Genomic DNA, 26271 nt, shown 5'->3' with positions numbered 1-26271 from the left:
GCATCGTGAGCGTGGAATGGCAGGGTTTAAGAAGTCAACGCCAGCTAGGCGTGAACGAGAAGCAAGACGAGTTGGCGGCACTTGAGCGAGGCGCGAGCGAGTTTCGGTATTTCCTGCCGACCATGGTCACTGGGCTGCTTGCGGTGCCGGAGTACATCGAAGCCAGTCTTGCTTCGCTTCCCGGTGACCATTCGAAGGTCATTGCCGCGAAGTTGGGGCGACAGGCTGTTCTTCACGACACCACCAAGCACTTCGCCTTCCTCTTGACCGAGCAGGCTTGTCTCTGGCCGCTGTTGCCGGTAGGGGCCATGGCGATGCAACTTGACCACCTGGTTTTGGTATCCCGCTTGCCGAATGTTCGGCTCGGTGTCATCCCGATGGCAGGGCACATACCACGGGGGCCGCTGAACGTGTTCACCATCTATGATTCGGCGCTGGTCACTGTGGAAGTTGTGACAGGAATGCTTGCGTTCCGCGAGTCGCAGGATGTAGAGGATTATCTGAAGGAGTTTCGATCCTTCGAAGGGTATGCACTCTGGGGCGGCGATGCCCGGGATCGGCTGGCCGAGTGGGGAGATCGGTATCGTCAATAGTCATACATGGATCGCCTGTTTCGTGGTTCGGTCTATTTTTGACCGAACAGGAAATCCTTGCCGGCCACCCGCGTTTGGCCCCTACATTTGTGCTCGTCCGATGATGGGAGCCGCAGGGATTCCAGAATGCTTGGGAACCCGACGTGCGCCCACTGCTCGATGAGTGCGACGACGCGGAGGTACACACATGTCCACCACCGTTCTGAGCCGGCCGGGAGGCGTGCCGGTCTTCGACCGCGCCGAGTCCCGGCTGCCGATGGGCGTCGCCGGTGCGACGCCGATGCCCGGGCTGGACGGCGAGGGCGGGCCCGGGAGCCCGTTCGCCTTCCGGTTCCTCGTCCCGGTCACCGGGGCCGGGGGGATCCTGCCCGCCGACATCGGCTACGACGACGAGACGCAGACCTGCACCTACGAGGGCCTCCCGCCCGGCGTCTACATGACCAGCACCCCGCCCAAGACCTACGGCCCGACGCAGCCGTCCGGGCAGATGGACGCGCCGGACGACCCGGGAAGCAGCAGCGACTGAGATGCCGACCGCCGATGCCGTCCTCGTGCTGACGGGGACCTTCGATCCCACCGCCGACCTCGTGATCGAGGAACTGAACCGGCGCGGAACTCCCGTCTTCCGGGCGGACACGGCGTGGTTCCCGTCGAGGCTGGCCTTGGCGGCCGGCCTCGACGGGGCGTCCGGCTGGACCGGGACGCTGGCGACCGGACGGCGGACACTCGACCTCTCGGCCGTGCGGTCGGTCTACTACCGTCGCCCGACCGCACCGGAGTTCCCCGCCGAGATGTCGGCGGAGGCCCGCAGCGTGGCCTCCGCCGAGGCGCGGCGAGGGTTCGGCGGCCTGCTGTCCGCGCTGCCCTGCCGGTGGCTGCCGCCGCCGGGCCGCGCGGCCGATGCCGAGTACAAGCCGTTCCAGCTTCGGGTGGCGGCCGAGTCGGGGCTTCGGGTCCCGCGCACGTTGATCACCAATAGGCCTGAAGCCGCACGGGAGTTCGCGGACGGCATCGGGGCTCCGGTGGTCTACAAGCCCTTCACACCGATCCGCGGGACGGTCGGAGGTCAGTCGGTCGCCGTGTACGCGAGCGTGCTGAGCACGGCCGACACCGGTGATCCGTCGATCCGTACCACGGCGCACCTGTTCCAGGAATGGGTGCCCAAGGCCCACGAAGTGCGGCTCACCGCCGTCGACGGGCGGCTGTTCGCCGCCGGGATCCACGCGAACTCGGCGGCAGCGGAGGTCGATTGGCGAAGCGACTACGACAGCCTGACCTACCAGGCCTGCGACCCTCCCGCAGCGGTGGCGAGTGCTGTCCGTCGCATGCTGGACAGGCTGGAACTGCCCTACGGTGCCTTCGACTTCGTCGTGTCGCCATCGGGCGACTGGACGTTCCTTGAGGTGAACCCCAACGGGCAGTACGGGTTCATCGAGCAGGCGACCGGCCTGCCCATCACCGCTGCCATCTGCGACTACTTGGAAGGGGTCCACCAGACATGACGACCCTCCTGTATGACGAAGACCAACTCCTGCGGGCGCGGGTCGCGTTGGCCTCGGAGATCGAGCGGGTGAGCGCGGTGCTGTCCTCGCGGGTGGTCGAGGCGTTCCTCAATGTGCCGCGGCATCCGTTCGTTCCGGTGTTCTACCGGGAGGAAGGGGGTGTGCACCGCCCCTGGCCGGCCGGTGAGGCGTGGCTGCGGGAGGTGTACGCGGACCGGGTGCTGGTCACCGAGGTGGGCGGCGTGCACGCGGAGGATGCCGGGCCGGACGGCGTCCGCGGGGTGGCGACCTCCTCCTCCACGCTGCCGAGCCTGATGGCCGACATGCTGGACGCGCTGGATGTCCGGCCCGGGGAGCGGGTGTTGGAGGTCGGGACGGGGACGGGCTACAACGCCGCTCTGCTCTGCCACCTCGCGGGGGCGGCCCACGTCACGACCGTCGACCGCACCGAGCACCTGGTGGCGACCGCCCGTACCCGGTTGGGTGAGGCCGGCTTCGCGCCCGTCGTGGTCCGGGCCGACGGAGCCGACGGGTACCCGCCGGGGGCGCCGTACGACCGGATCATCGCCACCTGTGGTGTCCGTCGCGTGCCCCGGGCGTGGCTCGACCAGTGCGCGCCGGGCGGCCTCATCGTCGCCCCGCTGGGCGGTGCGGTGGCCAGGCTCACCAAGGTGTCGGACGGGCGCGCGGTCGGGCGGTTCCTGCACCGTCCGGCGGCCTTCATGCCGTTGCGCGGCGGGAAGGAGAGCGGGCGGGAGGTGCCGGGCCCGCAGGCGGATAGCCGGATGACGGAGACCAACTCGCAGGTCCTGGACGACCCGGGGTTCGCGTTCTGGGCCGACCTCCACCTCGGTCCCACCGTCGTCCGGGACGGTCACGTCCTTCGCGATGTCGCGGACGGCTCGACCGCCCACGCGCACGGCGGCACCGTCGCCCGCAGCGGCCCCCGCGACCTCTGGCGAGCGGTCGAAGCCGCCCACCGGAGCTGGCTGGGCCAGAACCGCCCCCGCCGTGAGTGGTTCACGGTCGAGGCCGGGCCGGAGGGGCAGTTCGTGAGCTACTCGGCACCGGACGGCAGCGTGACCCGCTGGGCGCTCTGAGCGAACAGGAAGTTGTGGAATCCGGGCGGTGCTCAGTCGAGGCAGAACTCGTTGCCCTCGACGTCCTGCATCGAGAGGCACGACTCGTTCTCCTCGTCGGCGACCAGCAACTGGACGCGGGTCGCGCCGAGGGCTACCAGTCGGGCGCACTCGGCCTCCAGGGCCGCGACGCGCTCCGCGCCGACCAGGCCGGTGCCGGCCCGTACGTCGAGGTGCACCCGGTTCTTGACGACCTTGCCTTCGGGGACGCGCTGGAAGTACATGCGCGGGCCGGCACCCGTGGGGTCACTGGCGGCGAACCACGAGCCCCGCTTCTCGGGCGGCAGCGAGTGCTGGTAGTCGTCCCAGGTGTCGAACCCCTCCGGCGTGGACGGCGGGACGTACCCCAGGGCCTCGCACCAGAAGCGGCCGACGCGCTCGGGCTCCGCGCAGTCGAAGGTGACCTGGAACTGCTTGATCGATGCCATCGGGCCACCATAGCCATGACAAGAAAGTCACACCGCTCAATTTCCGGCACCGCACAGGGGGAGAGAACGACGTCGCCCCGCCGAGCCGGTGCTCGACGGGGCGACGTGCGGGGCGACGCGCGGGGAACGCGGCGTCAGGGCTGCTGGTCGTTCTCGGTGGTGGTCGCCGGGCCCGCCGGGGCGGTCGCCTGGCCGCCGGGGGCGCCGGTGCCGGTGCCGGACGGGGTCTTGTTCGGGTCGGTCCGGGGGGCCGGGTCGGGGATGTCGGCCATCGGCAGGGACTGCTTGGGGGTGCCGCGCAGGGCCTGGTTCATGGCGTCCCGCCAGATCGGGCCGGGGCCGTCGGCGCCGAACACCTCGGCCCGGTACTTCCCGTTGATGGTGATGTTGCGCATCTCGACGCCGCCCTGGGGGCCGCCGATCCAGACGGCGGTGGCGAGCTGCGGGGTGTAGCCGTTGAACCAGGCGGCCCGCTTGCGGTCCGAGGTGCCGGTCTTGCCGGCGATCTGGCGGTTGTCGTCCAGGCTGAGCGCCGCGCCGGTGCCGTTGTTCTCGGTGACGCCGTTCAGGACGGTGTTCAGCGCCCGTGCCGTCGAGTCGGAGAACGCCTTCTCGCACTGGGAGGACGGGACGGGGACGTCCTTGCCCTCCACGGTGGTGATCCGGTTGATGGCGACGGGGGCGCAGTGGGTGCCCTGGGCGGCGAAGGTCGCGTAGACGTTGGCCATGGTCAGCGGGCTCATCTCCTCGACGCCCAGGGCCATCGCGGGGACCTCCTCCAGGGGCTTGCCGCTGGCCTTGGTGGTGATGCCGAGCTTGTTGGCCATCTGCTTGACCGCGCAGAGGCCGATCTCCTGCTCCATCTGGATGAAGTAGGTGTTGACCGAGAGGGCCATCGCCATCTTCAGCTGGTACGGGCCCTTCTCGTTCGCGGACTCGTTGGGCACCACCGTCCTGGGCCGGGCCTCGTTCTTCCAGGTGCCCTCGCAGGTCTTCATCGTCGGGTACTCGAGCTTGTTCGGGGACGAGTACTCCTGGGTCGCCGGCAGGCCCGCCTCCAGGGCCGCGGCCGCGACGACCGGCTTGAAGGTGGAGCCGGGCTGGAAGCCGTTGCCGCCGCCCATCGCCGCGTCGACGTTGAGGTTGACGACGGTCTGGTTCTGGTTGGTGTCCAGGCCGTACGGGCGGGTCTGGGCCATGGCGAGGATCTTGCCGGTGCCGGGTTCGACCATGGAGGCGGCGGCGGAGACGCTGTCCGTGACCCGGACGTTGCTGCTCACCGCGTTCTGGGCGGCGGCCTGCTTCTCCGGGTCCAGCGTGGTGTAGATGTTCAGGCCGCCCTGGTTCCAGAACTTCTTGCGCTCGTCGGAGCTCTGGCCGAAGGCCGGGTCCTGCTTGACCACGTGGCGCACGTAGTCGCAGAAGAAGCCCATGCCGGCCTGGGCGGTGATGCAGCCGTTCTGCGGCGCCTTGTAGTTCAGGCCGAGCGGGGCGGCCTTCGCCTCCTTCGCCTGCTCGGCGGTGATGTGCTTGTTCTCCAGCATCTTGTCGATGACGGTGTCGCGGCGGTTCTGCGCGGCCTGCGGGTGCAGCTTCGGGTCGTACTGCGACGGGTTCTGCACCAGCCCGGCGAGCGTCGCCGCCTCGGCGACGGTGAGGTCCTTGTTGCTCTTGCTGAAGTAGCGCTGGGAGGCGGCCTCCACCCCGTAGGCGCCGTTCCCGTAGTACGTGATGTTGAGGTAGTTGGTGAGGATCTGCTCCTTCGGCACCTCCTCCTCCAGCTTGATCGCGACCTTGAGCTCCTGGATCTTGCGGCCCAGGGTCTTGCGCTGGGCCTCCAGGACGGCGTCCCGGTCGTCGCCCGCCTGCTCGACGTTGACGTTCTTGACGTATTGCTGGGTCAGCGTGGAGGCGCCCTGGGAGGCGGTGCCGCTCTCGGCGTTCTTGCTGATCGCGCGGAGGACGCCCTTGAGGTCGACGGCGCCGTGCTCGTAGAAGCGGGCGTCCTCGATGTCGACCTGGGCCTGGCGCATGAACGGCGACATCTGCTCGGCGGTGATGACGGTGCGGTCGCGCTCGTAGACCTTGGCGATCAGGCCGCCCTTGGCGTCGAAGATCTGGGTCGCCTGGGTGAGCGGCGGGGTCTTGAAGTCGGACGGGACGTCCTCGAACCCCTCCGCCGTGCTCTTGGCCGTCAGCCCGATGCCGCCGGCGACGGGTAGGACGAGGCCTGCCAGCAGCACACCGGACACGACGCTCACCCCCAGGAAGGTCGCACCGAGGCGGGCCAGCCGGAGCGGGGCCTTGCGGGACGGCTGGAGGTCCGCGTTCTCGGAGGAACTCCATATCGGGGGGAGGTTCGATGCCATTCCGGAATGCTAACCCTTGGAAGTCTCCGGTCGAACGGTTTTTCGCGTGCGGCTGTCACGGCTCTGCAACAGGCTCCGGGGTCGATTCCCGGGGGGTGAATCGCATACGTACCGAATGAATTCGGGGGAATTCGGCGGCCGGCCTCCGACTCGGTCCGCCCCGCCCCGCCCCCGGCCGCCCTGGTCCGCCCCGTCTGCGGCGCCCCTCCCGTGGCCCGCCCCCTACCAGGTTGATGCCGTGAGCGGGCCGAAAGGTTGCGGCGCCCGGACGGTCAGGTGCCCCGGACGGTCAAGTGCCGCGGACGGTCAGGTGCCCCGGACTGGCAGCGCCGCCACGGCCGGGCCAGGCTGGTGGGGACGGACCGCCCAGCCGAGGAGGCAGCTATGACCGGCGAGCCGATCCCGGGAATCGACCCCGCCGCGGTGCCCAGCGGCGACGGCTGCGCGGAGTGCCTGGCCGGCGGCGGATGGTGGTTCCACCTGCGCCGCTGCGCGGCCTGCGGCCACATCGGCTGCTGCGACTCCTCCCCCGCCCAGCACGCGACGAAGCACGCGCGCCAGGCCGGCCACCCGTTCCTGGTCAGCTTCGAGCCCGGCGAGGAGTGGTTCTGGAACCTGGACACCGGCGAGTACTACGAGGGCCCGCCGCTGGCACCGCCCACCGCCCACCCGGTCACCCAGCCCACCCCGGGCCCGGCCGGCCGGGTCCCCGCCGACTGGCAGTCGCAGCTGCACTGACGATCCCCACCGCGACGGCCACCGCCTCCTCCCCGTACGAGGCGGTCGGCCGACGGCGACCGCACCGTTCCGGCGGCCCCTCGCACCGCGCAGGGGCCGCCGACCCCTGTCCGCCGTCCGCCCGGACACCGTCCGCCGTCCGCCCGGACACGACGGAAAACCCCGCGACTCCCACGGGCTTGATCCTCTACGGTGAACGCGCCCAGGGCGGCCGTTTACCGCCCGTCGACGTGGCGCGACCAACGCGCCCGCAAACCCGGGGAGTTCCCTGTCATGACGCGCACCCTTGTCGCCGAGCTGCCCGCGCACCTGGAGGAGACGGTCACCGTCTACGGGTGGGTGAACACGCTCCGACTCCAGCGGCGCATCCAGTTCGTCCTGGTCCGGGACCACACCGGTCTCGTGCAGGTCACCCACCTCCGGGGTGGGGAGGACGACGTCATCGAGGCCGCCTTCGAGGGCGTGACGGTCGAGTCCGCCGTGAAGATCACCGGCCGGGTGGTCGCCAGCCCGCAGGTCAAGCTCGGTGGTCTGGAGATCGTCCCGACCCGCGTGGAGGTCGTCTCCCCGGCCGAGCCGAAGCTGCCGATCGACGAGAAGACCGGGATCGACCAGCGCCTGGACTGGCGGTTCCTCGACATCCGGCGGCCCTCCCAGCAGCTGGTCTTCGACGTCCAGACGACCGTCGAGCGGGCGATGCGGGAGGTGGCGGCCGAGGAGGGCTTCACCGAGCTGCACACGCCGAAGCTCATGGGGACGGCCTCCGAGTCGGGCGCCGAGGTGTTCGAGGTCGGCTACTTCGGCCGGACCGCCTACCTCGCCCAGTCCCCGCAGTTCTACAAGCAGATGGCCATCGCGGGCGGCATCGACCGGGTCTTCGAGATCGGGCCGGTGTTCCGCGCCGAGCCGTCCTTCACCTCCCGGCACGCCACCGAGTTCACCGGGGTCGACGTCGAGATCGCCTGGGTCGACGGGGTCGAGGACGTGATGGCCTTCGAGGAGCGGATGCTGCACCGCGTCCTGACCGCCGTGGCCGAGCGCCACGGCGCGGCGATCGCCGAGCACTTCGGCACCCGGGTCGTCGTCCCGGAACTGCCGTTCCCCCGGATCACGATGGCCGACGCGCTGGCCCGGCTCCGCGCCACCGGCTGGGACCCGGAGGGCGTCAAGGAGGACCTCGACCCCGAGGGCGAGCGGGCGCTGTGCGGCCTGATCGCCGAGGAGACCGGGCACGAGTTCGTCTTCGTCACCCGCTTCCCGGCCGCCGTGCGGCCGTTCTACCACCTGCGGCCGGAGGACGACCCGACCGTCACCGAGTCCTTCGACCTGCTGTGGAAGGGCGTGGAGATCACCACCGGCGCCCAGCGCGAGCACCGGTACGACCGCCTCGTCGCCCAGGCCCGGGAGAAGGGCATGGACACCGGCCCGCTCTCCGGGTACCTCGACTGCTTCCGCTACGGCACCCCGCCGCACGGCGGGCTCGGTCTGGGGCTCGGCCGGCTGCTGATGCTGGCGCTCGGCCTGCCGTCGATCCGCGAGGCGACGTTCCTCTTCCGGGGCCCGCACCGCCTCGAACCGTAGGGCGTCGAACCGTAGGCGGGGGACCGAGAGACGGAACGGGCCGCGCCCGAGGAGATCCTTTCCTCGGGCGCGGCCCGTTCCGTTCGTGCGTTCCGGCCGCGCTGCCCGGCGGTCAGCTGCGGCGGAGGGCCTCGGTGAGCCGGTTGGCGGCCTCGATGATGGCCTGGGCGTGCAGGCGACCCGGGTGGCGGGTGAGCCGCTCGATGGGGCCGGAGACGGAGACGGCGGCCACCACGCGGTTGGACGGTCCGCGGACGGGGGCGGAGACGGACGCGACGCCCGGCTCGCGCTCCCCGATGGACTGGGCCCAGCCGCGGCGGCGGACGCCGCTGAGCGCGGTGGCGGTGAAGCGGGCGCCCTGGAGGCCTCGGTGGAGGCGCTCGGGCTCTTCCCAGGCGAGGAGGACCTGGGCGGCGGAGCCGGCCTTCATCGGCAGGGTGCTGCCGACGGGGACGGTGTCGCGCAGACCGGAGAGTCGTTCGGCGGCGGCGACGCAGATGCGCATCTCGCCCTGGCGGCGGTAGAGCTGCGCGCTCTCCCCGGTGACGTCGCGCAGGTGGGTGAGGACGGGGCCCGCGGTGGCGAGCAGTCGGTCCTCGCCGGCGGCGGCGGAGAGTTCGGACAGGCGGGGGCCGAGGATGAAGCGGCCCTGCATGTCGCGGGTGACCAGGCGGTGGTGTTCGAGTGCGACGGCGAGTCTGTGGGCGGTGGGGCGCGCCAGACCGGTGGCGGCGACCAGCCCCGCCAGTGTGGCGGGGCCCGACTCCAGTGCGCTGAGCACCAGAGCGGCCTTGTCGAGAACGCCGACGCCGCTAGTGTTGTCCATAGCATGATATTGCAGTCTCAGGTAGCGAGACGCAAGTCTGTTTCGATGTCCGCCATCCTCGCAGATGCCCGCAAAGCACCACTTCCGGGACTCGGCGTCTCGGATGGCGGACGCGCCGCTGCGGGCGGGTCGGCGCCCGTACCGGGGGCGGGGAACGGCCGGGGAACGGCCGGAGAAACGCAAAAAGCCCCTGCCGTGTCTCTTTCGAAACACGGCAGGGGCCGTAAGAAGAATTCGGCGGCGTCCTACTCTCCCACAGGGTCCCCCCTGCAGTACCATCGGCGCTGAAAGGCTTAGCTTCCGGGTTCGGAATGGAGCCGGGCGTTTCCCTCTCGCTATGACCACCGAAATGATCGGGCCGGGCAATTGCTCGAAAGCACTGCCTACGCCTCGCTGTAAATCATAGCAGGAGGAAAAGCGAACGGATTCCGCGGTCCCGAGGGGCCGGTCGCGTCCGGGGGGTCGCTCGCGACCGGGGGTCGGGCCGACCGGCGGGCGGTGTCCACCCGTCGGCTCGCGTCGACCCGCTCGGAGGGGGAGCCGGCACACCGAGGGGGCGCGTCACGCAGCGTGCGCGCCCCGTCCGTCGTGTCCACGCCCGTGCGCACACCACCGACCCCACCCCTGTGCGCCGATCGCCCAAAAACCGACCGATAAGGTGTTAATCCAACATTCATCCATGCCGCATAGCCTCCGGGGGCTAGCCTCATGCTGAACGTCATCGTCCGACCGGGAGGCGAAAGCCCCGTGCAAGGCACTGTCACCACACCAGGCGGTTCCACGGTGCCCGGCGGCCAGGGCGAGGCGTTCCTGCTCGTCGTGGACGACGAGCCCAACATCCGCGAGCTGCTCTCCGCCTCGCTGCGCTTCTCCGGCTTCCGCGTCGCCTCCGCCGCCACCGGCACCGAGGCGCTCGAACTGGTCGCCGCCGAGCGCCCGGACCTGGTCGTCCTCGACGTGATGCTCCCCGACCTCGACGGCTTCACCGTCGTCGAGAAGCTGCGCGAGCGCACCAGCCGCGGGCAGATAGCCGGGCCGGCCCACGGGCACCCCGCCGACCACCTGCCGGTGCTCTTCCTCACCGCCAAGGACGGCGTCGGCGACAAGGTCCAGGGCCTGGCCGCCGGGGCGGACGACTACGTCACCAAGCCCTTCAGCCTGGAGGAGCTGATCGCCCGGATCCGCGCCATCCTGCGCCGGGCCGGCGGGCCCGCCGAGGACGGCCGACTGGTCGTCGCCGACCTCAGCCTCGACCCGGTCGCCCACGAGGTCACCCGGGGCGGCACCCCGGTCTCGCTCTCCCCGACCGAGTTCAAGCTGCTGCACTACCTGATGGCCAACGTCGGCCGGGTGGTCTCCAAGTCGCAGATCCTCGACCACGTCTGGGCCTACGACTTCGGCGGGGACCTCTCCATCGTCGAGTCGTACATCTCCTACCTGCGCCGCAAGCTCGACTCCGGCCCGGCGCACGGCCCCAAGCTGATCCACACCGTGCGCGGCATCGGCTACGCCCTGCGCCGCCCCCCGCAGGGCTGACCGGACCCGCTCGTGCCCGCCCGCTTCTCCTCCCGGCTGTCGCTGCGCGCCCGGCTGCTGGTGCTCGTGTTCGCGCTGGTCGCCACCGGGCTCGCGGTCAGCGACACCTTCGTACTCGGCGCCGTACGGACCCAGCTGGTGGAACAGCTGGACGAACAGCTCCAGCGGTACGGGCTGCCGCTCTCCCGCAAGCCCCCGAGCCAGGTGGTCGCGCCGGCCGCCGGGAAGCCCCTGGTCGCCGGGCGGCGGGTCAGCCTGCCCAGCCAGTACCTGGTGCAGTACCTCTCCTCGGACGGCAAGGTCCAGGCGCTGATGCGCCAGCCCGTCTCGGACAGCGACCCGGCGCCCCAACTGGCCGGACTGGACCCGACCCGGACCGCCCCCGACGTCCCCTTCGACCTGCCCGACCAGCGCGGCCGGCACAGCTGGCGGGTGCTGGTGCTGCCGCTCCAGGCCCCCCGCGGGCAGGCCGCCAACCCCAGCGCGTACGCCTCGCCCGCGGTCACCCCGACCTACGTCATGGTGGCGGTCTCCCGCGAGGACATCGACGCCACCATCGGCAGGCTGAGCGCCTCCTTCCTGGCCATCGGCGGCGGCGTCCTGGTGCTGATCGCCGCGCTCGGCTTCTTCGCGGTGCGCGCCGGGCTGCGGCCGCTGCGCCGGATCGAGGCGGGCGCCGAGCGGATCGCGGCCGGCGAGCTGTCGCACCGGATGCCGGAGCTCTCCCCGGGCACCGAGGTCGGCCGGCTGTCGATCGCGCTCAACGGGATGCTCACCCAGATCGAGGCGGCCTTCGCGGCCCGCGCCGAGTCCGAGGCCCGGATGCGGCGCTTCGTCGCGGACGCCTCGCACGAGCTGCGCACCCCGCTGGCCGGCATCCGCGGCTTCGCCGAGCTCTACCGGATGGGCGCGCTGCCCACCGAGGCCGACGTCAAGCGGACCATGACCCGGATCGAGAGCGAGGCCGACCGGATGGGCGCCCTGGTCGAGGACCTGCTGGTGCTCGCCCGGCTGGACGAGGAGCGCCCGCTCGACCTCGCCCCGATGGACCTGCGCACCCTCGCCGCCGACGCGCTGCACGACCTCACCGCCCTCGACCCGAGCCGCCCGGTCGCGCTCACCGGCCCGGCCGGCACCGGCGCGCCCGGCGCGGCGCCCGTCCTCGGCGACGAGGCGCGGCTGCGGCAGGTGGTCACCAACCTGGTCGGCAACGCGGTCAAGCACACCCCGGCCGGCACCCCGGTCCGGATCGGGGTGGGAGCCGGCCCCGGCGGCGTCTGCCTGCTGGAGGTCGCCGACTCCGGCCCGGGCCTCACCGAGGAGCAGGCCCAGCGGGTCTTCGACCGGTTCTTCCGGGTCGACGCCTCCCGCAGCCGCGACAACGGCGGCGGCGCCGGCCTCGGCCTCGCCATCGCCACCGCCCTCACCCGCGCCCACGGCGGCACCCTCACCCTGCACACCGCCCCGGGCGAGGGCGCCACCTTCCGCGTCGAACTCCCCCGGCAGCGCTGACCGGATTCCCGCGGGGCCGAATGCCGCGAATTCGGCCCCGCCGACCCGAATGCCACGAATTCGGACGTCTGGGGCGCGCTTTTGCCCCGGCTTTGTCGACTCGTCAATTCCCTGGTGAACCCGGAAGGTTGGACGCCCGGTCATTGCCGGAATCCGGCATGGAGCGTTAAGAATGCGTGTGCCTATGATCGGCGTCGTCCGGCCGTGAGGAACCCTCCGGCCGTGACCCTTGCTTTTCCTTTCGACCCGAAAGGGGTCATCGTGAACCTCCGCCGTTCGCTGGTCTCGGCCGTCCTCGTCGCCGCCGTCGTCTCGCCCGCCGCCGTGCTCTCCGCCGCGCCCGCCTTCGCGGAGTCGGCGTCGGTGACGCAGACCCGGAGCGACAGCGGCTCGATCGCCGAGCTGGAGCAGGCCGCCGCGGCCGCGGCCAAGGCCCACACGGCGGCCGTCGCGAACGAGGCCGAGGTCACGGCCGAGGCCACCGCGTTCCTGAAGGACCCGCAGCCCTACCAGGGCAGGCTCCAGGAGGCGCGGGCCGCCGCCAAGCAGGCCGCCGCGACCAGGGAGACCACCGACAAGGAGGCCGAGGAGGCCGCTCGGGCGTACGGCACCGCCAAGGAGGAGGACCTCCCCAAGGCCAGGGAGCGGATGCTGAAGGCGTTCGAGGCCGCCAACGCCGCCACCGCCGCGGACGAGAAGGCCAAGGCCGCCGTGACCGCCGCGGGCAAGGCCCTGGACGACGCCAAGGTCGAGGCGTTCCGGCGGATCTCCACGGCCCAGGAGGCCACCAAGGCCGCGGCCGCCACCAAGGCCGCCGCGGACAAGGCGCTCGCCGACGCCCGGGCCGCCGCCGCGAAGCCGGTCGAGAAGCCCGTCGAGAAGCCGGCCGAGCAGCCCGCCGCCGGCACCCCGGCCTCGGACACCGCCGCGACCAAGGCGTCCACCGCGACCAAGGCCGCCACCGCCTCGAACAGGTCGACCACCTCGACCAGCACCGCGACCGCCGCGCAGGCCGCCACCACCGGCTCGGCCACCGAACTCGCCGACACCGGTTCCAACCCCGCCACCCCGTACCTCGCCCTGGGCTCCGGCCTCACCCTCGGCCTCGGCGCCGCCGCCCTCTACGTCTCCCGCCGCAAGCCGGCCCGCTCGGCTTCCTGACCCACCAGGTCCGCGCCCGCCCGAAAGGCGGGCGCGACCACCCCCGAACCGCAGGACAGGCCCCGGCCCGTCCTGCGGTTCCGGCGTTCCCGGCCCCGAAACTCCTCGATCGAGTGAACCCGTTGCCGTTCACCCGGCCGACCCCCAGGTCGCGTGCGACCGTGCTGCCGTTGCTCGCGCGGGCTCGCGCGGGCTGATCACTGGACGGGAAATTGGGGTGTTCCGATGAGCGCGGTTGCTGTTGAGGAGACCGGCGTGGACCTGGACCAGGCGCTGTGGGAGATGTGGAAGTCCATGGACGTCCCCGAGGGCATCCATGTGGAGATCATCGAGGGGTTCGACGCCGTCACCGTCCTCACCGGCCCCGACCCCGAGCGCCGTGCCTACGCGACCTCGACCCGGGTCCCGTACGGCAAGGAGGCCGTGATCCCCGAGGGCCCCGCCAAGGGCTTCGTGATCGGTCCCGAGATCACCGGTGAGCGCCGTGGCTGAACGCGGCGCGTCGTTCAGGCGGGACCTGTCGGAGTGGCGGATCGTGCTGGTCGCGTGGCGGCTGCTGGTGCTGCAGGCGGCGGATCCGGTGGTGGCGGCGGGGATGGCGGAGCACTCGACGTACCGGGCGCACCCGTGGCGGCGGGTGGAGCACACGCTGGGCAGCGGGCGACGGCTGTTCTACCAGGACGCGGACGCGCTGCGCCGGGAGGTCGCGCGGCTGGAGCGGGCGCACAAGCGGATCCGGGGGACGGGGCCGGACGGGCGGCCGTACGACGCCGGGGACGCGGCGACCAGGGCGTGGGTGCTGCTGACGCTCTTCGAGGGCGTGGTCGCGATGCGCCGGCTGGGCGGGGACCGGTACGACGCGGGGGAGTTGGCGCAGGCGTACGCGGAGTTCCGGGAGGCGGTCGCCGTCTTCGACCTCCCGAAGGGCGAGATCCCGGAGACCGTGGGGGAGTTGCCGGCCTACTTCGCCCGGTACGCGCGGGAGCGGCTGGAGCACACCGAGGCGGCGCGCCACCTGTTGGACGACCTGCTGCGCGAGGCGCCCGCGCCGCGCCGGCTCCGGTTCCTCGGCGACGCGGGCTGGCGGGTGGTGCGGGTGGTGGTCGCCCGGGCGATCCGCGAGCTGACGGTGGCGGACCTGCCGCCGGCGGTGCGGGAGCGGTTCGGGCTGGTCCGTACCCGGCGGGCCGCGCTGCTGTCCGCCGTGCTGCACCGCGGCGTGGGCGCGGTCGTCCCGCTCCTCCCGGACCGGCTGCGCTACCGCTCCCCGGAGGAGCACCGGACGCCGAAGCGCCACCGCCCGCACCGGGACGGCCGGGGGCCCAGGCTGGACCGCTTCTTCCACGAGGTGCTCGACCAGACCGGCGACGGCTTCATCACCGCGCACGACCTGCGGGCGATGGCGCACAACGTGTGCTGGCAGCTGGAGTTGGACGAGGCGGGCGAGGCCCGGGTGTACGAGGCCTTCGACAGCTGGTGGGAGCAGCTGCGCGCGGTGATGGACGCGAACGGGGACGGGAGGGTCAGCCGGGAGGAGTTCGTGGCGGCGACCCTGGCCGGCCTGGACCGGGACGAGGCCTACCTGGAGCGGGGGCTGCTGCCCGCGCTGCGGGCGGTGTTCACCGCGGCCGACACCGACGGCAGCGGCTTCCTGGAGTTCGACGAGTACCGCGCGGTGTTCGGCGGGCCGCGTGTGCACCCGGCGGAGCTGTCGCACGGTTTCCGCCGGCTGGACGCCGACGGGGACGGGCGGATCACCCGGGAGGAGTTCCTGGCCGGATTCACCGGGTTCTTCACGGCCCGCGCCGATTCCGTCCCGGGCACCGAGCTGCTCGGCCGCCCGTAGGGCGTGGCCCGTAGAGGCGAGTCCGAAGACAGGCCCTAGCACGCGGATCCCGTCGGGGCGACCGGGTCGCGGGCCTGTCAAGCGCCGGTTCGGCCAACAACTTCCGGCCATCCGCCCGGTCGTTCGTTGCCCCGGCCCGCGGTGGGTCCGCAGACTGTGCGGACCGCGCCGCGGCCCGTGACGCAGCGCACAGCCTGTCAATCCCACCCCACCTGCGGTTCCCCCGTAAGGATGGTGGATACTGCTCCTTGTGAACGTGTTCACGTTCACAAGCGGACAAGCTTGCGTGGTTGAGCAACGGTCTACGGCTATAGATGAAGTTTGTCCGGAAGATGCCCGTCGTCACGCGGGCAGGTTGGGAGAGAGGGCGACGTGGAACTGGCAATCGCTCACGAAACCATCGCGCGATGGCAATTCGGCATCACCACCGTCTACCACTTCCTCTTCGTCCCGCTCACGATCAGCCTGGCCGCGATCGTGGCCGGTCTGGAGACCGCCTGGGTGCGGACGAACAAGGAGAAGTACTTCCACGCCACCAAGTTCTGGGGAAAGCTCTTCCTCATCAACATCGCGATGGGCGTGGTCACCGGCATCGTCCAGGAGTTCCAGTTCGGCATGAACTGGTCCGACTACTCCCGCTTCGTCGGCGACGTCTTCGGCGCCCCGCTCGCGATGGAGGCGCTGATCGCCTTCTTCTTCGAGTCCACCTTCATCGGCCTGTGGATCTTCGGCTGGGACAAGCTGCCGAGGAAGATCCACTGCGCCTGCATGTGGATGGTGGCGCTGGGCACCGTGCTCTCGGGCTACTTCATCCTGGCCGCCAACTCCTGGATGCAGCACCCGGTCGGCTACGCGATCGACCCGGTCACCGGCAAGGCCCAACTGACGGACGTCGTCCGGGTGCTGTTCCAGAACACCACCCTGGTGGTCGTCTTCCACACCCTGACCGCCGCCTTCCTCACCGGCGCGGCCTTCGTCGTCGGCATCGCCTCCTTCCACCTCTGGAAGGCCAAGCGCAAGCCGGAGACCGCCGACCCGAAGAAGACCGCCGCGATGCGCACCTCGCTGCGGCTCGGCCTGGTGCTCGCGGTCGTCTTCGGCGCCGGCACCGCGCTCAGCGGCGACACCCTGGGCAAGGTCATGTTCGAGCAGCAGCCGATGAAGATGGCCGCCGCCGAGGCACTGTGGGAGACCCAGGCGCCGGCGCCGTTCTCGGTCTTCGCGGTCGGGGACGTCAGCAAGGGCCACAACTCGGTCGCCCTGGAGATCCCCGGGATACTCTCCTTCCTCGCCCACAGCGACTTCAGCTCGTCCGTCCCCGGCATCAACGACACCGCCGCCGCCGAGGCCGCCCAGCACGGCGGCGACCCCAAGGACTACATCCCGAGCATCTTCGTCACCTACTGGGGCTTCCGCCTCATGATCGGCTTCGGGATGACCTCCTTCCTGGCCGGCCTGATCGGCCTGTGGACCACCCGGAAGAAGCTCTTCCTGCACCCCGAGTTCCGCACCGGCGAGACCGAGGTGCCCCGGCTGATGCTCACCCCCAGGCGCGAGCTGGGGCCGCAGCTGACCAAGTGGAGCTGGCGGATCGGCATCCTGACCATGGGCTTCCCGCTGATCGCCAACAGCTTCGGCTGGATCTTCACCGAGATGGGCCGTCAGCCCTGGGCCGTCTTCGGCCTGATGACCACGGCCAGCGCGGTCTCCCCCAACGTCAGCGTCGGCACCCAGATCGGGGCGCTGGCCACCTTCACCACGCTGTACGCGATCCTCGCCGTCATCGAGGTCCGGCTGCTGGTCAAGTACGCCAAGGCCGGCCCGGTGGTGACCGAGCAGCCACCCACCAAGGACCCGTCGTTGCGCGGACCGTCCTCGGACGAGGACGCCGACAAGCCGCTCGCCTTCGCCTACTGAGGCGCCGGGACACCGGGGAACTGAGGATCTGACATGCAACTCCACGACGTCTGGTTCGTGCTGATCGCGGTCCTGTGGATCGGCTACTTCTTCCTGGAGGGCTTCGACTTCGGGATCGGCGTGCTGACCAAGCCGCTGGCCCGCAACACCGCCGAGCGGCGGGTGCTGATCAACACCATCGGCCCGGTCTGGGACGGCAACGAGGTCTGGCTGCTGACCGCCGGCGGCGCCACCTTCGCGGCCTTCCCGGACTGGTACGCGACGCTCTTCAGCGGCTTCTACATCCCGCTGCTGGTCATCCTGGTCTGCCTGATCGTCCGCGGGGTGGCCTTCGAGTACCGGGCCAAGAACGACGGCGCCCGCTGGCAGCGGAACTGGGAGGAGGCCATCTTCTGGACCTCCCTCCTCCCGGCCTTCCTCTGGGGCGTGGCCTTCGCCAACATCGTGCGCGGCGTGGACATCGACGCGCAGAAGAACTACGTCGGCACCCTCTGGGACCTGCTGAACCCGTACGCGCTGCTCGGCGGGTTGGTGACGCTCGCCCTGTTCACCCTGCACGGCTCGGTGTTCGCCGCGCTCAAGACGGTCGGCGAGATCCGCGAGCGGGCCCGCAGGTCCGCCCTGGTCTCCGGCCTGGCGACCGCCGTGCTGGCGCTGGCCTTCCTGACCTGGACCCAGGTCGACCACGGCAACGGCCGCAGCCTCGCCGCGATGATCGTCGCGGTGGTCGCCCTGCTCGGCGCCCTGGCGGCCAACCAGCTCGGCCGCGAGGGATGGGCGTTCAGCCTCTCCGGGGCGACCATCGTGGCCGCGGTCGCGATGCTCTTCCTGGCGCTCTTCCCGGACGTCATGCCCTCCACGCTGAACCCGGAGTGGAGCCTGACCGTCAGCAACGCCGCGTCCTCGCCGTACACGCTGAAGGTGATGACCGTCGTGGCGGCGATCTTCACCCCGCTGGTGCTGCTCTACCAGGGCTGGACGTACTGGGTGTTCCGCAAGCGGATCGGCGTCCAGCACATCCCCGGGCACAATCCGGCCGCCCCGCTCGACCAGGCCTGACGCCGTGAAGCCGGTCGACCCCCGACTCCTCGGGTACGCCCGCACCACCAGGGCCTTCCTCGCCGGCTCCGCGCTGCTCGGCGCGGTCGGCGCGGCCCTGGTGGTCGCCCAGGCGAGTCTGATCGCCGAGATCGTCGTCCGCGCCTTCCAGCGCGGGGCGACGCTCGGCGAGCTGACCACGCCGCTGCTGCTGCTCGCCCTGACCGCGGTCGGGCGCGGGCTGGTCGGCTGGCTCACCGAACTCACCGCCCACCGGTCCGTCGCCCGGGTGAAGTCCACCCTGCGGCGCCGGCTGCTCGACCACGCCACCGCGCTCGGCCCGTCCTACCTGGCGGGCCGGCGCACCGGCGAACTCACCACCCTCGCCACCCGCGGCATCGACGCGCTGGACGACTACTTCGCCCGCTACCTGCCGCAGCTGGCGCTGGCCGTGGTCGTCCCGGTGATCGTGCTGCTGCGGATCGTCGGCGCCGACTTCACCTCGGCCGCGGTCATCGCCGGGACGCTGCCGCTGATCCCGCTGTTCATGGTGCTGATCGGGATGGCCACCCAGTCCCGGATGGACCGGCAGTGGAACACCCTGTCCCGGCTCTCCCACCACTTCCTCGACGTGGTCGCCGGATTGCCCACCCTCAAGGTGTTCAACCGGGCCCGCACCCAGGCCGCCACCATCGCCCGGATCACCGCCGACTACCGCCGGGCCACCCTGCGCACCCTGCGGATCGCCTTCGTCTCCTCCTTCACCCTGGAGCTGCTCTCCACCCTGTCCGTCGCGCTGGTCGCCGTCACCGTCGGCTTCCGGCTGGTGGACGGCACGCTCGACCTGGAGACCGGGCTGCTGATCCTGGTGCTCGCCCCCGAGGTGTACTTCCCGATCCGCCAGGTCGGCGCGCTCTACCACTCCAGCGTCGAGGGGCTGACCGCCGCCGACGAGCTGTTCCGGGTGCTGGAGACCCCGCTGCCCGCGGCCGGCACCACCCCGGCACCCGACCTCGCGAGCGCCGTGATCGCCGCCGAGGGCCTGGTCGTCCGGCACCCCGGGCGCACCGAGCCCGCGCTGGACGGCGCCGCGCTGACCCTGCGCCCGGGCTCCAGCACGGCGCTCACCGGCCCCAGCGGCGCCGGCAAGTCCACCCTGCTGGCCGTGCTGCTCGGCCTCACCGCCCCGTCGTCGGGCACCGTCCGGATCACCGCCGCCGACGGCCGTACGACGTACGACCTGGCCGAGCTGGAGCCGGAGAGCTGGCGGCGGCAGATCGCCTGGGTGCCGCAGCACCCGCACCTGTTCGCCGGGACGGTCGCCGAGAACCTGCGGCTCTACCGCCCGGAGGCCACCGACGAGCAGCTCTGGACGGCGCTGCGGGCCGCGCACGCGCTCGACTTCGTGACCGACCTGGCCGCCGTCCTCGGGGAGGACGGCGCCGGGCTCTCCGCCGGGCAGCGCCAGCGCCTCGCCCTCGCCCGGGTGCTGCTCGCCGAGGACCGGCCGCTGGTGCTGCTGGACGAGCCGACCGCCAACCTGGACGGCGCCTCCGAGGCGGCCGTGGTGGACGCCGTCCGGGCGCTCGCCGCCGACCCGGCGCGCACCGTGCTGGTGGTCGCGCACCGGCCCGCCCTGCTGGCCGTCGCCGACCGACGGGTACGGCTGGCGGGAGCCCCGGCGGCCGCCGCCCCGGCCGCCCCGGTGGCGCCGCTCGCCCACAGCGGCCGCCCCACGCCCGCCCCCGCCGTCGCCGAGGAGCCCCGGCCCGAGGGCGGCGGCACCCCCCGGCTGGCGCTCTCGATTCTGCTCGGCGCGCTCGCCCTCGGCTGCGCCGTCGCGCTGATGGCCACCTCCGGCTACCTGATCTCCCGGGCCTCCGAGATGCCGCCGGTGCTCTACCTGATGATGGCCGTCACCTCGGTACGGGCCTTCGGCATCGGCCGCAGCGTCTTCCGCTACGCCGAGCGGCTGGTCTCGCACGACGCGGTGCTGCGCACCCTCGGCACCCTGCGGGCCGCCGTCTACCGGCGGCTGAGCGCGCTCGCCCCGGCCGGACTGCCCGCCTTCCGGCGCGGCGACCTGCTCTCCCGGCTGGTCGCCGACGTGGACGCCGTCCAGGACCACTACCTGCGCTGGCGGCTGCCGGCCGCGGTGGCCGGCCTGGTCGCGCTGGCCTCGACCGCGGCGATGGCCGCCTTCCTGCCGGCCGCCGGGCTGGTGCTCGGCCTCGGACTGCTGCTCGCGGGCGGGCTGGTGCCCGCCCTGGCCGCCCGCTGGTCGGCCGGCGCCGAGCGGCGCCAGGCCCCGGCGCGCGGGCGCCTGGCCACCGCCGTGGTGGACGCCTTCACCGGCACCGCCGAGCTCACCGTGGCCGGCGCGCTGCCCGGCCGGCTGGCCGCCGTCCGTAGCGCCGACGCCGCGCTGACCGGGCTGGCCGCCCGCTCGGCCGCCACCACGGCGCTCGGCACCGGGCTGATCGCCCTGCTCACCGGGCTGACCGTGACCGCCGCGGCCGCCGTCGGCGTCCAGGGGGTGCGCGACGGGGTGCTGGCGCCGGTCTGCCTGGCCGTGGTGGTGCTGACCCCGCTGGCCGCCTTCGAGGCCGTCACCGGGATGCCGCTCGCCGTCCAGGCCCGCCAGCGCAGCCGCGCCGCGCGGGCCCGGCTGGACGAGGTGCTCTCCGCCGAACCCCCGGTCGCCGAGCCCGCCGAACCGGTGGCACTGCCCGAGCGGCCGCTGCCCGTCGCGGTGCGCGGGCTGACCGTACGGCACCCCGGGCAGACGGCGGACGCGCTCGTCGGGGTGGACCTCGACCTCGCGGCCGGCCGCCGGATCGCCGTGGTCGGCCCGTCCGGCTCCGGCAAGACCACCCTCGCCCAGGCGCTGCTGCGCTTCCTGGAGCCGAGCGCCGGGACGGTGCGGTTCGCCGACGGCCGCCCCGAGGCGGTGGACAGCCGCGCGCTGGCGGGCGAGTCCGTCCGCCGGGTGATCGGGCTCTGCGCCCAGGACGCCCACGTCTTCGACAGCTCGCTGCGGGAGAACCTGCGGCTGGCCCGGCCGGCGGCGGGGGAGGAGGAGCTGCGCGCCGCGCTGGCCGCCGCCCGGCTGCTGGAGTGGACCGAGGGCCTGCCGGACGGCCTGGACACCATGGTCGGCGAGCACGGCGCCCGGCTCTCCGGCGGCCAGCGCCGGCGGCTGGCGCTCGCCCGGGCGCTGCTCGCGGACTTCCCCGTGCTGGTCCTGGACGAGCCCGCCGAGCACCTCGACCTGCCCACCGCCGACGCCCTCACCGCCGACCTGCTGGCCGCCACCGCGGGCCGCACCACCGTGCTGATCACCCACCGGCTGGCCGGGCTGGACGACACCACGGTGGACGAGGTGCTGGTGCTGGACGGCGGACGGGTGGCCGAGCGGGGCCGCTGGTCGGAGCTGGTCGCCGACCCGGACGGGCGGCTGCACGCGATGTGGCGGCGGGAGCGGGAGGCGGACGGGCTGCTGGAGCCGGTTCCGGCCGTCGCCGGCCGGGCCGTCACCCGTTAGTCGCGCCGTCCTTCGGCTGAAAAGCGTACAAACGTAGGCTTTCTTCATGGACCCCACGCCGGACCTCCCGCCCGACCCCGCTCCGGGCCTCCCGTCGGACCCCGTTCCGGGCCTCCCGTCGGACCCCGCTCCGGGCCTCCCGTCGGACCTCCCCGGGGCCGCCGCCGAGCAGACGCCCCACCAGGTGCCGGAGATCGCCTCGCTCGGGCTGGACACCCTGGTCACCGAGGTCGCCGAGCGCCTGCAGTCGGCCGCCGCGGTCACCGACCGGATGCAGCGGCTGCTGGAGGCGGTGGTCTCGATCGGGGCCGGGCTGGACCTGCACGCCACCCTGCACCGGATCGCCGTGGGCGCCGCCGAACTGGTCGACGCCCGCTACGCGGCGCTCGGCGTGATCGCCCCCGGCGGCACCGGCCTGGCCGACTTCATCCACGTCGGGGTCGACGACGAGACCGCCGCCGAGATCGGCGAACTGCCCGCCGGCCGGGGCATCCTCGGCGCGCTCATCGACCGCCCCGAGCCGCTGAGGCTGGCCGACCTCCGCACCGACCCGCGCTCCTCCGGCTTCCCGCCGCACCACCCCTGCATGAGGACCTTCCTGGGCGTGCCGATCCGGGTCCGCGCGGAGGTGTTCGGCAACCTCTACCTCACCGAGAAGAAGGGCGGCGGCGCCTTCACCCCCGAGGACGAGCAGGTGGTGCACGCGCTCGCCGCGGCGGCCGGCGTGGCCATCGAGAACTCCCGGCTGTACGAGGAGGGCCGCCGCCGCGAACGCTGGATCGCCGGCGCCGCCGCCGTCGCCACCGCCCTGCTCTCCGCCGAGCAGGCCGAGAGCGCGCTGACCGTCGCCGCCGAGCAGGTACGGGAGCTGGCGGACGCCGCGCTCGGCATGATCCTGCTGCCGACCGGCCCGGAGGGCGGCGGCGAGGGCGACGGGCAGATGCGGGTCGCGCACGCCTCCGGCGAACTGGCCGAGTACGTCCGCGGCGAACTGCTGCCCAGGGAGAGCTTCGCGGCGCGGCTGCTCGCGGGGGAGAGCGTCTACCTGGACGACATGTCCAGCGACCCGACCGTGGTGATCCGGCTCGCCCGCCGCTTCGGCCCGTCCATGGCCGTGCCGATGGTCGCCGCCGGGCGGGTGCTCGGCGGGCTCTGCGTCTGGCGCCCGCACGGCGCGGTGCCGTTCACCGACAGCGAGAAGCAGCTCGCCGAGACCTTCGCCTCGCAGGCCGCGCTGGCCCTGCGGCTCGCCGAGGGCCAGCGCGACCAGCAGCGGCTGGCCGTCTTCCAGGACCGCGACCGGATCGCCCGCGACCTGCACGACCTGGTGATCCAACGGCTGTTCGCCACTGGGATGATGCTGGAGAGCGCCGCCCGGCGGGCCGTCGTCCCCGAGGTCAGGGTCGGCATCGGCAAGGCGGTGGACGAGCTGGACGCCACCATCCAGGAGGTCCGCACCACCATCTACGCCCTCCAGCACGACGACCACGGCGACGCGCCGGACACCCTGCGCACCCGGGTGCTGCGGGAGGCCAGCCAGGCCGCGGCCGCGCTCGGCTTCAAGCCCTCGGTGAGCTTCGTCGGGCCGGTGGAGAGCCTGGTCGGGGAGAAGACCGGCCGTCAACTGCTCGCCGCCCTGCGCGAGATGCTCTCCAACACGGCCCGGCACGCGCGCGCCTCCCGGGTCGGCGTGGAGATCGACGCGACCACCCACCTGGGCGAGGACGGCCGCCCGGTGGGCGGCGACCCGGACTCGCTGGACCGGGGCGGCCGGCCCGGCGTGCTGCTCACCGTGACCGACGACGGGGTGGGCATCCCGGCCGGCGGCCGGCGCAGCGGCCTGCTCAACCTCACCCGGCGCGCCGAGGCGCTCGGCGGCGACGCCTGGCACGAGAGCGGGCCGTACCGCAAGGGCACGATGGTGCGCTGGACGGCCCGGCTCTGAGGGTTCCGACCGTGGCTGCCACCAAGAACCGGTGAAAGTTAAACGAGAGAGAACTTCCCGACCAACAGCGCAAGTTGTGAACGTTCTGGGCTTTCGGGGGCTCCGTGTGCACACATAGCTTTGCTCCGCTCGGAGGGGAAACCGGAGGGCAACCGGACGGAGGGGGCAGTGAACGCTGCCGGCCGCGGTCACACCGCAGCAGGGGCAAGTCGAGGGGGTTTCCGCGCCGAACGGGCAGCGGACGGGCGCTACCGCTGGCAACTGAAGGCGTCCAACGGCCGGGTGGTCGCGATCACCCCGGCCGCGTTCGAGACGGCGGGCGAGGCCGAGCGGGGCTTCGACGGCCTGCGCGCCGCGGCGCCCGGGCTCACCGCGCGCATCACCCACGTGCGGGAGGGCATCGGCTGGATCTGGGTCGTCCCGGGCTCGCGCGCCCTCCCCGAGGTGCGCTCCAGCCGCGCGTACGAGCGGTACGCGACCTGCCAGAACGCCTTCCGGCGGTTCGTGGTGCTGCTCTCCAAGCAGCCTCCGCACGAACTCCCGGAGCCCGCCGTACCGTTGAGACGCACCGATGGCCGCTGAGCGACGCGGCCCGCGACTGCTGATCGTGCCGGCGGCCGACCGCTGCCTCGGCTGGGCACTGCGGGCCGCCAACGGGAGGCCGCTCGGGGTCGGCGTACGGACGTACCGCAGCGAGGACGAACTCGCCGAGGCCGTCCGGGTGCTGCTGATCGAACGGGCCGCGCTGCGGTGCTCGGTCGGGCAGTCCGAAGGACGTCAGTGGGTCTGGGCCGCCTACCTGCCGGTGCGCAGCACCCGGCCGGGGGCGGCCGACGCCGTCCCGGTCGCCCGCAGCGCCCGGGGATACCTGCGGCGGGACCAGTGCCAGGCGGGGATCGAGGGGTTCCTGGCCGGACTGCAGTGGGTGGGGCAGGAGTTGCGGCGATCGGGGCGGGACGGCCGCCGGCCGCTGTAGAAGACCGCGTGCATGGCGGTCCGTCGAACGCGACGGGCCGCCATGTCGGCATGTCCGGAGGCGTGTCGGGGCGTATCCGGAGCATGTCCGGAGCATGTCCGGGGGCGCGTCCGGAGGCGGCGGTTCCGTCCACGGCCCCCGTCCGTGCAGTTCCGGTGAAGGGCAGGTTTCCGGCAACACCCCGAGCAGCTTCCTGGAGAAGAACGTCGACCGGGTTCGGAGGGCCGGTAGTGCCCCTGTCACGTGCACGCTGACCAGTGGCTAAACCTCGTCGAACCGATGAGTCGACATTCCCCGGCCGGACCCGGCCTCCCTTCCGGCGGAACCTCCCCGCCGGACAGGATCGGCACTGCCGGCGAGGCCGCAGCGGACGCGGCCACACGGCCCCGAACTCCCGAACGGAGTACGGGTTTCACGCGATGTACGTCTCTCCCCCGGAGGAAGAGGAACATGCGTAAGACCGCTGCCAAGCTGCTCACCGTCGCCGCCCTGGCGACCTCCATCGCGACCGTCGCCGGCGGCACCGCCGTCGCCGACCCGGCCGCCGGCGTGACGCCGCGCGCCATCGACTTCGTGGGCACCGGCTCCGACACCACCCAGGCCGTCGTGAACCAGCTCGCCGCCGACTACAACGCGTCGCTGACCGACCCGAACGCCCCCCGCGTCTACAGCTGGGACGCGACCCCCACCGGCACCACCATCACCCCCAAGGCCGGTTCCGCCGCGATCGCCCGCCCGAACGGCTCCGGCGCCGGCATCAAGGCGCTGACCACCTACACCAACACCACGGTGGACTTCGCCCGCTCCTCGCGCGGCCCGCAGGCGAGCGACCCGAGCAGCGACGACTTCGTCAGCCTGGCGAAGGACGCCGTCGCCTGGGCCGCCCCGGTCGCCGGCAACGCCCCGGCGAACCTGAGCACCGCGAACCTGAAGGACATCTACACCTGCGCGGTCACCACCTGGAACCAGATCGACCCGTCGCTGCCGAACGCCACCATCAAGCCCTTCCTGCCGCAGGCCGACTCGGGCACCCGCTCGTTCTTCCTGACCACCATCGGTGGCGGCGCCGCGGTCACCCCCGGTGGCTGTGTCACCAGCGGCACCCAGGAGAACCAGGGCAGCGACACGGCCCTGGCCGACGTCAACGCGCTGGTCCCCTACTCCGTGGCCCACTACATCGGCCAGGTCTACTACGGCAAGGGCAGCGGTGCCGACGTCCAGGGCCCGCTGACCATCCGCAACGTCGACGGCGTCACCGGCGGCCCGGTGGACACCACGGCCAAGACGATCAGCGCTGCCTTCGCGGCCACCCCGTACTCCCGCGTGGTCTACAACGTCTTCCGTGACAGCGAGTGGACCTCGAACGCCACCCTGCGCGCCATCTTCGGCAAGGGCGGCTGGCTCTGCACCAACGGCGCCAACGACATCAAGAGCTTCGGCTTCCTGCCGCTGTCCTCCTTCGCCTGCGGCTCCGTCACCCACTCCTGATCCACCCCGCACCACACCGGCGGGGGCGGGGCGGCCCCCCCCCCCCCCCCCCCCCCCCAAGACCCCAAGAAAAAGGTATACGGCGAGTGGAGTTTTAAAAAAAAAAAAACCAACAAAAAAGAACCAAAAGAG

Annotated in this window: 21 protein-coding genes and 1 rRNA gene; 18 read left to right on the top strand and 4 right to left on the bottom strand. The window is 72.3% G+C overall.

Annotation, left to right across the window (positions count from 1 at the left end; all coding sequences use genetic code 11):
- Positions 1 to 5: 5 nt before the first annotated feature.
- The 4 genes from ACFCY1_RS28895 to ACFCY1_RS28880 all read left to right on the top strand — a co-directional run bounded on the left by ACFCY1_RS28895 (position 6) and on the right by ACFCY1_RS28880 (position 3195).
- Positions 6 to 593, top strand: a complete 588-nt coding sequence (locus ACFCY1_RS28895; RefSeq protein ID WP_375876515.1) for a Scr1 family TA system antitoxin-like transcriptional regulator — start codon at positions 6 to 8, stop codon at positions 591 to 593.
- A gap of 187 nt (positions 594 to 780) precedes the next feature.
- Positions 781 to 1119, top strand: coding sequence for a hypothetical protein (locus tag ACFCY1_RS28890; protein ID WP_375876514.1), 339 nt, complete (start codon positions 781 to 783; stop codon positions 1117 to 1119).
- A 1-nt stretch (position 1120) separates the two neighbouring features.
- Positions 1121 to 2095 carry an ATP-grasp ribosomal peptide maturase gene (gene tgmB / locus ACFCY1_RS28885; RefSeq protein ID WP_375876513.1) on the top strand — a complete coding sequence of 325 codons (975 nt, stop codon included), beginning with the start codon at positions 1121 to 1123 and terminating at the stop codon, positions 2093 to 2095.
- Positions 2092 to 3195, top strand: coding sequence for a methyltransferase domain-containing protein (locus ACFCY1_RS28880; RefSeq protein ID WP_375876512.1), 1104 nt, complete (start codon positions 2092 to 2094; stop codon positions 3193 to 3195). The genes tgmB and ACFCY1_RS28880 overlap by 4 nt, the downstream gene beginning before the upstream one ends.
- Positions 3196 to 3227: 32 nt before the next feature.
- Here the strand turns inward: ACFCY1_RS28880 and ACFCY1_RS28875 are convergent, their stop codons facing one another.
- Both ACFCY1_RS28875 and ACFCY1_RS28870 read right to left on the bottom strand, forming a co-directional pair.
- Entirely contained in the window at positions 3228 to 3662 is a 435-nt protein-coding gene (locus ACFCY1_RS28875; protein WP_375876511.1) for a VOC family protein, read from the bottom strand.
- Between the two features lie 134 nt (positions 3663 to 3796).
- The gene (locus tag ACFCY1_RS28870; RefSeq protein ID WP_375876510.1) at positions 3797 to 6031 is read right to left on the bottom strand and encodes a transglycosylase domain-containing protein; all 2235 of its coding nucleotides are present in this window, start codon (positions 6029 to 6031) and stop codon (positions 3797 to 3799) included.
- A 384-nt stretch (positions 6032 to 6415) separates the two neighbouring features.
- Between ACFCY1_RS28870 and ACFCY1_RS28865 the strand changes: the two genes are divergently transcribed.
- Complete coding sequence (locus tag ACFCY1_RS28865) at positions 6416 to 6769, top strand: UBP-type zinc finger domain-containing protein (protein WP_117488836.1); 354 nt, start codon at positions 6416 to 6418, stop codon at positions 6767 to 6769.
- Between the two features lie 273 nt (positions 6770 to 7042).
- The gene (aspS, locus tag ACFCY1_RS28860) at positions 7043 to 8350 is read left to right on the top strand and encodes an aspartate--tRNA(Asn) ligase (RefSeq protein ID WP_375876509.1); all 1308 of its coding nucleotides are present in this window, start codon (positions 7043 to 7045) and stop codon (positions 8348 to 8350) included.
- A 112-nt stretch (positions 8351 to 8462) separates the two neighbouring features.
- Here aspS and ACFCY1_RS28855 read toward each other — a convergent pair whose 3' ends face one another.
- Positions 8463 to 9176 (bottom strand): IclR family transcriptional regulator, encoded by a 714-nt coding sequence (locus ACFCY1_RS28855; RefSeq protein WP_030246527.1) that lies wholly within the window; start codon positions 9174 to 9176, stop codon positions 8463 to 8465.
- Between the two features lie 232 nt (positions 9177 to 9408).
- Positions 9409 to 9525, bottom strand: a 5S ribosomal RNA gene (rrf, locus tag ACFCY1_RS28850).
- 398 nt (positions 9526 to 9923) lie between these two features.
- Here rrf and ACFCY1_RS28845 point away from each other — a divergent pair.
- The 12 genes from ACFCY1_RS28845 (at position 9924) to ACFCY1_RS28790 (ending at position 26139) form a co-directional block, all read left to right on the top strand.
- Positions 9924 to 10712 (top strand): response regulator transcription factor, encoded by a 789-nt coding sequence (locus ACFCY1_RS28845; RefSeq protein WP_304414264.1) that lies wholly within the window; start codon positions 9924 to 9926, stop codon positions 10710 to 10712.
- 12 nt (positions 10713 to 10724) lie between these two features.
- Positions 10725 to 12224: a sensor histidine kinase gene (locus ACFCY1_RS28840; protein ID WP_375876508.1), complete on the top strand. Its 1500-nt coding sequence runs from the start codon at positions 10725 to 10727 to the stop codon at positions 12222 to 12224.
- 261 nt (positions 12225 to 12485) lie between these two features.
- Positions 12486 to 13385: an LAETG motif-containing sortase-dependent surface protein gene (locus tag ACFCY1_RS28835; protein ID WP_375876507.1), complete on the top strand. Its 900-nt coding sequence runs from the start codon at positions 12486 to 12488 to the stop codon at positions 13383 to 13385.
- A 255-nt stretch (positions 13386 to 13640) separates the two neighbouring features.
- Positions 13641 to 13877 carry a hypothetical protein gene (locus tag ACFCY1_RS28830; protein WP_074002003.1) on the top strand — a complete coding sequence of 79 codons (237 nt, stop codon included), beginning with the start codon at positions 13641 to 13643 and terminating at the stop codon, positions 13875 to 13877.
- Positions 13870 to 15231 (top strand): oxygenase MpaB family protein, encoded by a 1362-nt coding sequence (locus ACFCY1_RS28825; protein ID WP_375876506.1) that lies wholly within the window; start codon positions 13870 to 13872, stop codon positions 15229 to 15231. Before ACFCY1_RS28830 ends, ACFCY1_RS28825 begins: the two co-directional genes overlap by 8 nt.
- Positions 15232 to 15603: 372 nt before the next feature.
- Complete coding sequence (locus ACFCY1_RS28820; RefSeq protein WP_049651270.1) at positions 15604 to 17148, top strand: cytochrome ubiquinol oxidase subunit I; 1545 nt, start codon at positions 15604 to 15606, stop codon at positions 17146 to 17148.
- Positions 17149 to 17181: 33 nt separating this feature from the next.
- Positions 17182 to 18207, top strand: a complete 1026-nt coding sequence (cydB, locus tag ACFCY1_RS28815) for a cytochrome d ubiquinol oxidase subunit II (RefSeq protein ID WP_074002005.1) — start codon at positions 17182 to 17184, stop codon at positions 18205 to 18207.
- Positions 18208 to 18211: 4 nt separating this feature from the next.
- Positions 18212 to 21730 (top strand): thiol reductant ABC exporter subunit CydD, encoded by a 3519-nt coding sequence (gene cydD, locus ACFCY1_RS28810; RefSeq protein WP_375876505.1) that lies wholly within the window; start codon positions 18212 to 18214, stop codon positions 21728 to 21730.
- Positions 21731 to 21776: 46 nt separating this feature from the next.
- Complete coding sequence (locus tag ACFCY1_RS28805) at positions 21777 to 23675, top strand: GAF domain-containing sensor histidine kinase (RefSeq protein WP_082345964.1); 1899 nt, start codon at positions 21777 to 21779, stop codon at positions 23673 to 23675.
- Between the two features lie 168 nt (positions 23676 to 23843).
- The gene (locus tag ACFCY1_RS28800; RefSeq protein WP_074002007.1) at positions 23844 to 24257 is read left to right on the top strand and encodes a DUF1508 domain-containing protein; all 414 of its coding nucleotides are present in this window, start codon (positions 23844 to 23846) and stop codon (positions 24255 to 24257) included.
- Entirely contained in the window at positions 24247 to 24651 is a 405-nt protein-coding gene (locus tag ACFCY1_RS28795) for a hypothetical protein (protein ID WP_049655595.1), read from the top strand. The genes ACFCY1_RS28800 and ACFCY1_RS28795 overlap by 11 nt, the downstream gene beginning before the upstream one ends.
- 450 nt (positions 24652 to 25101) lie before the next feature.
- Positions 25102 to 26139 (top strand): PstS family phosphate ABC transporter substrate-binding protein, encoded by a 1038-nt coding sequence (locus ACFCY1_RS28790; protein WP_181970635.1) that lies wholly within the window; start codon positions 25102 to 25104, stop codon positions 26137 to 26139.
- Positions 26140 to 26271: the final 132 nt, after the last annotated feature.

This window comes from Kitasatospora sp. NPDC056273 (genome assembly GCF_042268845.1).
Taxonomy (GTDB): Bacteria; Actinomycetota; Actinomycetes; order Streptomycetales; family Streptomycetaceae; genus Kitasatospora.
This window is presented reverse-complemented; position numbering and strand designations above follow the sequence as displayed.

Coding starts and splice junctions, on each gene's coding strand:
- ACFCY1_RS28795 (WP_049655595.1), top strand. CDS start 24,247: ATGGCCGCTGAGCGACGCGGCCCGCGACTGCTGATCGTGCCGGCGGCC.
- ACFCY1_RS28805 (WP_082345964.1), top strand. CDS start 21,777: ATGGACCCCACGCCGGACCTCCCGCCCGACCCCGCTCCGGGCCTCCCG.
- tgmB (WP_375876513.1), top strand. CDS start 1,121: ATGCCGACCGCCGATGCCGTCCTCGTGCTGACGGGGACCTTCGATCCC.
- cydB (WP_074002005.1), top strand. CDS start 17,182: ATGCAACTCCACGACGTCTGGTTCGTGCTGATCGCGGTCCTGTGGATC.
- aspS (WP_375876509.1), top strand. CDS start 7,043: ATGACGCGCACCCTTGTCGCCGAGCTGCCCGCGCACCTGGAGGAGACG.
- ACFCY1_RS28855 (WP_030246527.1), bottom strand. CDS start 9,176: ATGGACAACACTAGCGGCGTCGGCGTTCTCGACAAGGCCGCTCTGGTG.
- ACFCY1_RS28880 (WP_375876512.1), top strand. CDS start 2,092: ATGACGACCCTCCTGTATGACGAAGACCAACTCCTGCGGGCGCGGGTC.
- ACFCY1_RS28870 (WP_375876510.1), bottom strand. CDS start 6,031: ATGGCATCGAACCTCCCCCCGATATGGAGTTCCTCCGAGAACGCGGAC.
- ACFCY1_RS28790 (WP_181970635.1), top strand. CDS start 25,102: ATGCGTAAGACCGCTGCCAAGCTGCTCACCGTCGCCGCCCTGGCGACC.
- ACFCY1_RS28875 (WP_375876511.1), bottom strand. CDS start 3,662: ATGGCATCGATCAAGCAGTTCCAGGTCACCTTCGACTGCGCGGAGCCC.
- ACFCY1_RS28865 (WP_117488836.1), top strand. CDS start 6,416: ATGACCGGCGAGCCGATCCCGGGAATCGACCCCGCCGCGGTGCCCAGC.
- ACFCY1_RS28890 (WP_375876514.1), top strand. CDS start 781: ATGTCCACCACCGTTCTGAGCCGGCCGGGAGGCGTGCCGGTCTTCGAC.